1 protein-coding gene is annotated in these 11,435 nt (G+C 71.7%); it reads right to left on the reverse strand.

All coding sequences use genetic code 11. From position 1 onward, the window contains the following. The coding region (locus tag ACFYYH_RS34250; RefSeq protein ID WP_388559768.1) for an SDR family NAD(P)-dependent oxidoreductase at window positions 1-11,381 on the reverse strand (11,381 nt) is incomplete at its 3' end. Window positions 11,382-11,435: the final 54 nt, after the last annotated feature.

Consider the following 11,435-nt stretch of genomic DNA (forward strand, 5'->3'; position numbering starts at 1 on the left):
ACCACCCGACCCCACACCACATGATCAGCCAGCCACCCATGCGACCCCACCGACAACCGACCCGTGAAGACCGCTCCCTCGCCTTCCGCCAGTTCGACGGCCGCGCCCAGCAACGGATGCCCGGCCGAGCCGAGTCCCGCCGCGCGCATGTCGCCCGTACCGCCGAGCGGACCGGCCGGCCAGAACCACCGGTGCTGGAAGGCATACGTCGGCACATCCACGCGTGCGGCGCCCGTGTCCGCGAACACGGCGGTCCGGTCCAGGGAAACACCCCACACATGGAGCCGTGCCCACGCGGTGACGGCGGCCAGTTCCTCCGAACGGTCCTTGCGCAGGACCGGCACCAGGACGGCGTCGTCCCCGGCGGACTCACGTGCCAGGGCGGAGAGGACTCCATCGGGACCCAGCTCCATGAACTTCCGTACGCCGGCTCCGGCCAGACTCCGTACCCCGTCCGCGAACCGGACCGGCTCCCGGACATGCCGCACCCAGTACTCCGCCGAGCACAGTTCCTCCGAGGCAGCGAGCCCACCCGTCAGATTCGACACGACGGGAACGCGGGGCGCCCGGAAGGACAACCCCTCCACCACCGCCCGGAACTCGTCCAGCATCGGATCCATCAGCGGTGAGTGGAACGCGTGCGAGACCCGAAGACGGCTGGTCTTGCGGCCTTGCCGTTCCCACTGGGCCGCGACTTCCAGGACCGCCTCCTCGTCACCGGAGATCACCACCGAGGACGGCCCGTTGACCGCCGCGATCGACACCCGGCCGGAGAGATACGGGACGACCTCGTCCTCGGTGGCCTGTACGGCGACCATCGCACCACCCGCCGGCAGCGTCTGCATCAACGAAGCACGGGCCGCCACCAGACGGCACGCGTCCTCCAGCGAGAACACCCCCGCCACATGAGCGGCAGCGACCTCACCGATCGAATGACCCGCCACAAAGTCGGGCCTCACACCCCACGACTCCACCAGACGGAACAGCGCCACCTCCACCGCGAACAACGCCGGCTGAGCACAACCCGTCCCACTCAGCAGATCGGCATCCTCACCCCACATCACCTCACGCAACGAACGACCCAACTCACCTTCCAGCACCGCCAGCACGGAATCCAACGCCTCAGCGAACACCGGGAACCGCCCGTACAACTCACGCCCCATACCCAGCCGCTGCGACCCCTGACCCGAGAAGAGGAACGCCGTCCTGCCCCCGACCGCCGAGCCCGACACCGTCAACGGGTCCGGTTCCCCGGCCGCCAATGCCGTCAAGGCGCGTACCGTCTCTTCCGGACCACCGGCCAGCACCGCCGCACGGTGCTCGAACACCGACCGCCCCGTGACCAGCGAGAAGCCGACGTCCACCGGGCGCAGCTCAGGCCGCGCCTCGACCAGCGACAGCAACCGCGCCGCCTGACCCCGCAACGCCTCCGGCGACTTCCCCGACACCACCCACGGCACCACACCGGCCTCGATCGCCGCCGCAAGAGCCGAAGCTGACGCTGAAGCCGGAGCTGAGACCGGAGCCGAAGCCTGAGTCTGAGCCGGAGCCAGGGGCGGGGCCTCGGTCCTGGCAAGCACCTTCCCCGGGATCACCGTGGGCGGCTGCTCCAGGATCACATGCGCGTTCGTCCCGCTGATTCCGAATGACGACACAGCCGCACGCCGGGCGCGCTCGACCTCGGGCCACCCGGTCTGCTCGGTCAGCAGCTCCACCGCGCCTTCCGACCAGTCCACATGCGAGGAGGGCGCGTCGACATGCAACGTCCGGGGCAGAACCCCGTGGCGCATCGCCATCACCATCTTGATGATGCCCGCGACGCCGGCCGCCGCCTGGGTGTGACCGATGTTGGACTTCACCGACCCCAGCAACAGCGGACGCTCAGGGTCGCGGTCGCGCCCATACGTCGCCAGCAGCGCCTGCGCCTCGATCGGATCACCCAACGTGGTCCCCGTACCATGCGCCTCCACCACATCCACGTCGTCCGCCGACAAGCCACCGCTCGCCAGCGCCTGACGAATCACCCGCTGCTGCGACGGACCATTCGGCGCCGTCAGACCATTCGACGCACCATCCTGATTCACCGCCGACCCCCGCACCACGGCCAGCACCTCATGACCATGACGCCGAGCATCCGAAAGACGCTCCAGCACCAGCATCCCCACACCCTCCGACCAGCCCACACCATCGGCCGAATCCGAGAACGCCTTGCACCGACCATCCGGCGACAAGCCACGCTGACGGGAGAAGTCCACGAACACCGTCGGCGTCGACATGACCGTCACACCGCCGGCCAGCGCGAGTGAGCACTCGCCGCTGCGCAGCGCCTGCATCGCCCAGTGCATCGCCACCAGCGACGACGAGCACGCCGTGTCCACCGTCACCGCCGGGCCTTCCAGACCCAGCGTGTACGAGACCCGGCCCGACGCCAGGCTGGTGCTGCCTCCGCCCTGGAAGCCCTCGAACTCCGGGCTCGCCAGTACGGCCGTGTAGTCGCTGTACATCACCCCGGCGAACACACCCGTCGCGCTGCCCCGCAGCGACTCCGGATCGATACCGGCCCGCTCGATCGCCTCCCACGACGCCTCCAGCAACAACCGCTGCTGCGAATCCGTCGCCATCGCCTCACGCGGCGACATACCGAAGAAGTCAGGGTCGAACTCGCCCGCCGTGTGCAGGAATCCGCCTTCACGTGTGTACGACGTGCCCAGGTGGTCCGGATCGGGATGGAATAGTCCCTCGACGTCCCAGCCCCGGTTGACCGGGAAGCCGGAGATGGCGTCCCCGCCTTCCGTGACCAGTCGCCACAGGTCCTCCGGTGAGGTCACCCCGCCCGGATAGCGGCAGCTCATCCCCACCACGACGATCGGATCGTCGGCCACCGCCGCCGAGCGGATCGCGGCGGGTGCGGCCACCGACGCGTCGGCGCCGAGCAGTTCACCGAGGAGATGGTCGACGAGCGTCTGGACGGTCGGGTAGTCGAAGGCCATGGTGGCGGGCAGCCGGAGCCCGCTCACGGTGGTGAGCCGGTTCCGCAGCTCGACCGCCGTCAGCGAGTCGAAGCCCAGCTCGCGGAAGGCGCGCCCGGGATGGACCGCCTCCGCGTCGGCGTGTCCCAGTACGAGGGCGACCTGCCCGCGTACGAGATCCACCAGCACCTCCTGGCGTTCGACGGCGGTGAGCGCGGCCAGACGCTCCACCAGTCCCTGGGCGGTGGCCGAGCCGGCGACCGCGGCGCGGCGCGGGCGCGTACGGATCAACGCCCGCAGCAGCGGCGGGACATCGCCCTGCGCCCTGAGGGCCGGCAGGTCCAGTCGTACGGGCGCCAGCACGGGCTGACCGGTGGCCAGCGCCGCGTCGAACAGCGCGAGGCCCTGCTCCACCGAGAGCGGCGGGACACCCGAGCGGGCCATGCGGTCCGTGTCGGCCTCCGTCAGCGTGCCGGTCATTCCGCCCGACTGGTCCCAGGGACCCCAGGCCAGGGAGACTCCCGGCAGTCCTTCGTCGTGCCTGCGCTCCATCAGGGCGTCCAGGAAGGCGTTGCCCGCCGCGTAGTTGCCCTGTCCCGGGCTGCCGAACGTCGCCGCCGCCGAGGAGAAGGCGACGAACGCCGTCAGGGGGAGATCGCGCGTCAGTTCATGGAGGTGCCAGGCCGCGTCCGCCTTGGGACGCAGCACACCGCTGACCCGTTCGGGGGTGAGTGTGCCGATCAGCCCGTCGTCCAGCACGCCCGCCGCGTGGACCACGGCCGACACGCGGTGTTCCGCCAGCAGTTCCGCGAGCGCCGTACGGTCCGCCACATCGCAGGCGGCGGCCGTGACACGCACTCCTCGCAGCTCCAGTTCGGCCACGAGCTCTTCCGCGCCCTCGGCGGCCTGTCCCCGTCGGCTGACCAGCAGCAGCCGTCGTACGTCGTGCTCCGCCGCCAGGTGCCTGGCCAGTGCCGCGCCCAGACCACCGGTACCGCCGGTGATCAGCACACTGCCGTCGTCGGTGTCCCAGACGGGGCGCGCGTCGCCCTCGGCCGCGGGAACGCGCACCAGGCGTCCGGCACGTACCTCACCGTTCCGGATCACGATCTGTGGTTCGTCCGTGTCCAGAGCCCCCGGCGGAAGGGTCGTCTCCGCCGCTCCGGGATCGAGGTCGATCAGTCCGAAGCAGCCGGGGTGCTCCGACTGCGCGGTCCGTACGAGACCCCGGACCGAGGCCGCGGCGACATCGTGGCCGCCGACGGCGCCCCGCGTCACGAAGACGAACCGGGAGTCCGCGTACCGCTCGTCGTCCAGTCGCGTGCGGATCCGCGCCAGAGCCTGGTGGGTGAGTACGTGCGCGGAGTCCGCGCCGTCGGTAGGAGTCGTGGTTTCGGTACCGATGCCGGTGCCGGTGCCGATGCCTGTCCGCGGCGCTCCCACCACCGGGATCAGCACCACATCGGGCCCTGTCGTACCCGGTCGTGCGGCGGGCGGTTCCTCGTCCGTGGGCGGCGCGTCGAGAAGAGCGGCCTCGACACCGACGTCGCGCAGGGCCTCCGCCAGACCGAGGGGGTCCGGGCCGAGCACCGCCACGGTCCGCTCGGGGGGCGCGTCGGACGCGACCGTCACCGGCGTCCAGTCGAGCCGGAACAGCGCGTCCCGCGTCCATGCGTCCGTATCGCTCAGGCTCTCGGTGGCCAGTGGCCGCATCGCCAGCGACTCCACGGACGCGACGGGCGCGCCCGTGGTGTCGGTGACGGCGATCGACACCGTTCCCTCGGCGTGACGGGAGAGCCTGATCCGTACGGCGGAGGCTCCGGACGCCTCCAGCGAGACGCCGCTCCACGCGAACGGGACGCCGCCCCGCCGGTCGGCGGTGTTGTCGGCTGTACCGGCGGCGGTATCGGCGGCGGTGTCGGCGGGCGAGTCCAGGAACCAGGCGGCGTGGAGGCCCGCGTCCAGCAGCGCCGGATGCAGTCCGAACGCGTCCGCGTCGGCCCGGACTCCGTCCGGCAGGCTCAGCTCGGCGAAGATCTCGCCGTCGAGCCGCCAGGCGGCCCGCAGGCCCTGGAAGACCGGGCCGTAGACGAATCCGTCCTCGGCGCGAGCGTCGTAGAAGCCGTCCAGCTCCACCGGTTCGGCGCCCGCGGGCGGCCAGAGCGCCGTGTCGGATCCGGTGGTGTCCGGCGCCGTTCGCGAGCCCGTGGCCAGCGTGCCGGTGGCGTGCTGGGTCCACGGTGTCCCGGGCTCTCCTGTCCCGGGCTCTCCCTCGGGCCTGGAGTGAATCGTGACGGTGCGCCGGCCGCTCTCGTCGGCCACCCCGACCCGCACCTGTGTCTGTGTGGCGCCGCGCTCCGGCAGCACCAGTGGGGCGGCGAGGGTCAGCTCCTCGACGCGGTCGCTGCCGACCTCGTCACCGGCCCGGATCGCCAGCTCCAGCAGCGCGGTGCCCGGCACCAGGATCCGGCCCATGACCGCGTGGTCGGCCAGCCATGGGTGGGACCGTACCGAGAGGCGGCCGGTGAACAACACCCCTTCGCCCTCGGCGAGTTCGACCACGCCGTTGAGCAGCGGATGCCCGGCGGACACCAGGCCGACCGCGGCGGCGTCGGCGGCCCCGCGGACACCGTCGGGCCAGAAGGGCCGGTGCTCGAAGGCGTAGGTGGGCAGTTCCACTCGGGACGCGCCGGTCCCGGCGAAGTGCCGCGCCCAGTCCACGGGCACACCGTGCACATGGAGCCGGGCGAGCGCGCCGACCGCCGAGGCCTCCTCGGGTCGGTCCTTGCGCAGCAGCGGCACCGTGGCCACCCCGTCGGACAGCGATTCCCCCGCCATGGCGGAGAGCACCCCGTCGGGGCCCAGCTCCACCAGGACGGTGACGCCTTGATCCGCGAGGGTACGCAGGGCGTCGGCGAAGCGGACCGTCTCGCGGACATGGCGCACCCAGTAGTCGGGGGTGCTCAGTTCGCCGGGGGACGCGAGAGCGCCGGTCAGATTCGAGACGACGGGAAGGGATGGTTCCTGGAACGTCAGGGTGTCCGTGACGGCGCGGAACGCGTCGAGCATCGGCCGCATCAGCGGGGAGTGGAACGCGTGCGAGACCCGGAGCCGGGTCGCCTTCCGGCCCTCCCGCTCCAGCCGCGCCGTAATCTCCCGTACGACGTTCTCGTCACCGGAGATCACCACCGAGGACGGGCCGTTGACCGCCGCGACCGACACCCGACTCCCGTGCTCGGCCAGCAGGGGGGTGATCTCGTCCTCGGTGGCCTGGACGGCGACCATCGCACCGCCCGCGGGCAGTTCCTGCATCAGTGAGGCGCGCGCGACGACCAGCGCGCAGGCGTCCTCCAGCGAGAACACCCCCGCCACATGAGCGGCGGCGATCTCACCGATCGAATGACCCGCCACAAAATCCGGGGTCACCCCCCACGACTCCACCAGACGGAACAGCGCCACCTCGATCGCGAACAACGCCGGCTGGGCGAAGCCCGTCCCGTTCAGCGGCTCCGGGTCCTCGCCCCAGATCACCTCGCGCAACGGGCGGTCCAACTCCGCGTCCAGCAGGGCCAGTGCGGAGTCCAGCGCCTCGGCGAACACCGGGAACCGTCCGTACAGCTCGCGCCCCATACCCAGCCGTTGCGAGCCCTGACCCGAGAAGAGAAACGCCGTCCTGCCCCCGATGACCGAGCCCGCGAAGGCCCGGGGGTCGGGCTCACCGACAGCGAGCGCGGCCAGCGCGCGTACCGTCTCCGTGGGCTCGGCGGCCGTCACCGCCGCGCGATGCTCGAACCTCGACCGGCCCGTGGCCAGCGAGAAGCCGATGTCCACCGGCCGCAGCTCGGGCCTGGCCTGGATGTACGAGAGCAGCCGGGCCGCCTGGCCGCGCAGCGCCTCGGGCGTCTTGCCCGAGAGCACCCACGGCACCGCGCCGGGCACCGCGCTCGACTCCATCGCGGTGGCTCCGGCGCCGCCGTCGAGCACCGTGCCCCGGATCACCGTGGGCGGCTGCTCCAGGATGACGTGCGCGTTCGTCCCGCTGATACCGAACGACGAGACGCCCGCGCGCCGGGCGCGATCGCTCTCGGGCCACGGGGTGGACTCGGTGAGCAGTTCCACCGCGCCCGCCGACCAGTCGACGTGCGACGACGGCTCGGTGACATGGAGCGTCGACGGCAGCACACCGTGGCGCATCGCCATGATCATCTTGATCACGCCCGCGGCACCGGCCGCCGCCTGGGTGTGGCCGAGGTTGGACTTCACCGATCCCAGCAGCAGCGGACGTTCCCGGTCCCTGCCGTAGGTGGCGAGCAGTGCCTGCGCCTCGATGGGGTCGCCCAGGGTGGTGCCCGTACCGTGCGCCTCCACCGCGTCCACATCGGCGGGCGACAGTCCGCCGCTCGCCAGGGCCTGCTGGATGACCCGCTGCTGCGCGGGGCCGTTGGGCGCGGTCAGTCCGTTCGACGCGCCGTCCTGGTTGACGGCGCTGCCCCGTACGACGGCGAGGATCTCATGGCCGTGGCGCCGGGCGTCCGACATGCGTTCCAGCAGGAGCATCCCGACGCCCTCCGACCAGCCGACCCCGTCGGCCGACTCGGAGAAGGGCTTGGACCGGCCGTCGGGGGCGAGGCCGCGCTGCCGGGAGAACTCCACGAAGGTGTCGGGAATCGACATCACGGTGACCCCGCCGGCCAGTGCCAGCGAGCATTCGCCGCTCCGCAGGGCCTGGGCGGCCAGATGCATCGCGACGAGTGACGACGAGCACGCCGTGTCCACGGTCATCGCGGGACCCTCGAAGCCGAAGGTGTACGAGACCCGGCCCGAGGCGACGCTCAGCGCGCTGCCCTGGCCCTGGAAGCCTTCGAACTCCTTGCCGTCGAGGGTGGTGTTGTAGCCGCTGTACATCACGCCGGCGAAGACACCGGTCCGGCTGTCGCGCAGCGAGACCGGGTCGATCCCGGCCCGCTCGACGGCCTCCCACGAGGTCTCCAGCAGGAGTCGCTGCTGTGCGTCCGTGGCCATGGCCTCGCGCGGGCTCATACCGAAGAACGCGGGGTCGAACTCACCCGCGTCATGCAGGAATCCGCCCGAGCGGGTGTACGACGTGCCGGTGTGGTCCGGATCCGGGTGGTAGAGGGCTTCCACGTCCCAGCCCCGGTTGACCGGGAAGTCCGAGACCACGTCCGCGCCTTCGGAGACCACGCGCCACAGATCCTCGGGCGAACCGACGCCTCCGGGGAAGCGGCAGCTCATGCCCACGATCACGACCGGGTCGTCGTCGAGCGGGGCCCGGGAGAGTTCCGGTGCGGCGCCGGCCACGGCCGCGTCCGGCCCGAGCAGTTCTTCGAGGAGGTGACCGGCGAGGACCTCGACGGTCGGATAGTCGAAGACCATCGTGGCGGGCAGCCGCAGCCCGGTCGCCGTGTTCAGCCGGTTGCGCAGTTCGACGGCCGTGAGGGAGTCGAAGCCCAGATCGCGGAAGGCCCGGCCCGGATCGACGCCGTCGCCGCTTGTGTGGCCCAGCACCATGGCCGCCTGGTCTCGTACCAGTCCGATCAGTGCCGTGTGCCGTTCGGTCCGCTCCAGTCGGCGCAGCCGCTCGGACAGACCGGTGCCCGTGCTCGTGCCGGCTCCGACGGTGACGGTCCGCCGGGAGCCGGTACGGACCAGTCCTCGCAGCAGCGCCGGGACGGGTCCCTTGGCTCGCAGGGCGGGCAGGTCGAGCCGTACGGGCAGCACGGCGGCCTCGCCGGTCGCGAGCGCGGCGTCGAACAGGGCGAGTCCCTGCTCCACCGAGAGCAGTGGCATGCCCGACTCGGCGGCCCGGCGGACGTCACGGTCGTCGAGCCCGCTGGTCATGCCCGCGCCCTGATCCCAGGGACCCCAGGCGAGCGACAGACCCGGCAGACCCTCGGCCCGCCGATGAGCCGCCAACGCGTCCAGAAAAGCGTTACCCGCCGCATAGTTGGCCTGCCCGGCACCACCGAACGTACCCGCCACCGACGAGAAGACCACAAACCCGGCCAGATCGAGATGCCGCGTCAGCTCGTGAAGGTGCCAGGCCGCATCCACCTTTGGCCGCAGTACGGAGTCCAGCCGCTCGGGCGTCAGCGAACCGATGATCCCGTCGTCCAGCACACCCGCCGTATGCACCACCGCCGTCAACGGATGCTCCACCGGCACCGACGCCAGCAGACCCGCCAGCGCCTCCCGGTCCGCCGCGTCACACGCGACGACCGACACCTCCGCGCCCAGAGCCCTCAGCTCCGCCGCCAGGTCCTCGGCACCCTCGGCGCCGGGTCCACGACGGCTGGTCAGCAGCAGATGGCGCATACCATGTTCAACCACCACATGGCGTGCCAGCACACCACCCAGGCCACCCGTGCCACCGGTGATCAGGACCGTACCCTCCGGGTCCCACACCGGCGGCATGCTCAGCACTATCTTGCCCACATGCCTGGCCAGGCTCATATGGCGGAACGCGTCCCGGGCCCGCCGGACATCCCAGGACCGGGCCGGCAGCGGCTCCAACACGCCCTGGTCGAAGAGCTGCATCAGGGAGCCGAGCATGCGCTGAATACCCTCGGGTTCCACCCAGCCGAGGTCGAACGCCTGATAGTCCACGCCGTCGGGCAGATGCGCCGGTTCCCTTATATCCGTCTTGCCCATTTCCAGGAACCGGCCGCCCGCGCTCAGCAGCCCCAGCGACGCGTCGACGAACTCACCCGCCAGCGCGTTCAGTATGACGTCGACCCCTCCGCCGCCCGTGACCTCCGCGAAGGCTGCCTCGAAGTCGGTCGTACGGGAGGAGGCGATATGGTCGTCCGCCACTCCCAACGCGCGCAACTCGTCCCACTTGCCCTCGCTCGCCGTCGCGAAGACCTCGGCCCCCAGATGACGCGCGAGCTGAATCGCCGCCATCCCCACACCACCCGCGCCCGCGTGGACCAGCACCTTCTCGCCCCGGCGCAGATCCGCCAGCCCGACCAGAGCGTGATACGCCGTCAGAAACACCAGTGGCATCGACGCGGCCGTCTCCCACGACCACCCCTCGGGCAGCGGGGTGAGCAGCCGTGCGTCACCCACCACCAGCGAGCCGAAACCGCCGGACACCAGACCCGTGACCCGGTCGCCGGGCCGCAGCCCCGTCACCTCGGGGCCGGTCCCGACCACCACGCCCGAGGCTTCGCGGCCCATGCGCCCGGCATCGCCGGGATACATGTCCAGCGCTTTGAGGACATCCCGGAAGTTCACCCCGGCCGCACGGACCTCGATCCGCACCTCATGGCCCGTCAGCGGCTCCAGCGCCTCGGGGAAGGGCGCCAGCGTCAGCCCGTCCAGGCTCCCCTTCACCAGGCTGTCCAGCCGCCAGGGCACACCGGCCGGCGGCACCAGAGCGGTGTCCGGCCCCAGCCGCGCGAGCCGGCCGGCCAGGAGTGCTCCGTCACGGACGGCCATCTGCGGCTCGTCCAGGCCGAGGGACCCCGGAAGCCGGGAGAGGTTGTCGGGATCGGAGCCGAGATCCAGCAGGCCGAAGCAGCCAGGGTTCTCCGTCTGGGCCGAGCGCACCAGGCCCCAGAGCGAGGCGGCGGCCACATCGGTGACCTCCTCGTCCCCGGCCGCCACCGCGCCCCGCGTCACGAACACCAGCCGTGACCCACTGAACCGCTCGTCGGCGAGCCACTCCTGCGTCCGCGCCAGGGCTGCCGTGGTCAGCGTGTGAGCCGACTGCGCGGCCCCCGCGCCGTCCGCCGCGCCGTGAGCGCCGATCAGTACGGTGCCGGGCACCGGGGACTCTCCCGCCGCCAGGGTCGCCAGATCGGCGTACGCCTCGACCTCGACCCCCGTAGCGGCCAGGCCCTCGGCCAGTGCGAGGACGTCCGGACCGACCAGTGCGAGCCTGTCCGCCCCGGGAGCGGAGCCACCGGGCGCAGCAGCGGAAGCGGAAGCACCGGGCACGGGTACCCACTCCAGTGCGAACAGCGCGTCGTGGGCGGCCTCGGCCGCTCCGCTGAGCTGCTCGCTCGACACCGGCCTGGCCAGCAGCGCGTCGACCGAGGCGACCGGTTCACCGTCCGTGTCCGCGACGGCGATCGACACGACGCCCTTGCCCCCGGTCGGGGCGATCCTCACGCGGAGTGCCGAGGCGCCCGTGGCATGCAGCGAGACACCCTCCCATGAGAAGGGCAGACCGCCACCGGAACCCTCCTCACCATCACCGGCGAGAAGCGACGCGTGCAGCGCCGAATCGAGCAACGCCGGATGCAGACCGAACGCACCCGCCTCCACCCCCTCGGGCAGACCCACCTCCGCGAAGACCTCACCACCACGCCGCCACGCCGCCCGAAGACCCCGGAACACCGGACCGTAACCGAACCCCAGCTCCTCGAACCGCTCGTAACACCCCTCCACCGCCATCGGCTCGGCACCTGCGGGCGGCCATACCGTCGCGTCGAAGTCGGCGGG

It is taken from the genome of Streptomyces sp. NPDC002018 (assembly GCF_042890865.1).
In the GTDB taxonomy this organism is placed as follows: domain Bacteria; phylum Actinomycetota; class Actinomycetes; order Streptomycetales; family Streptomycetaceae; genus Streptomyces.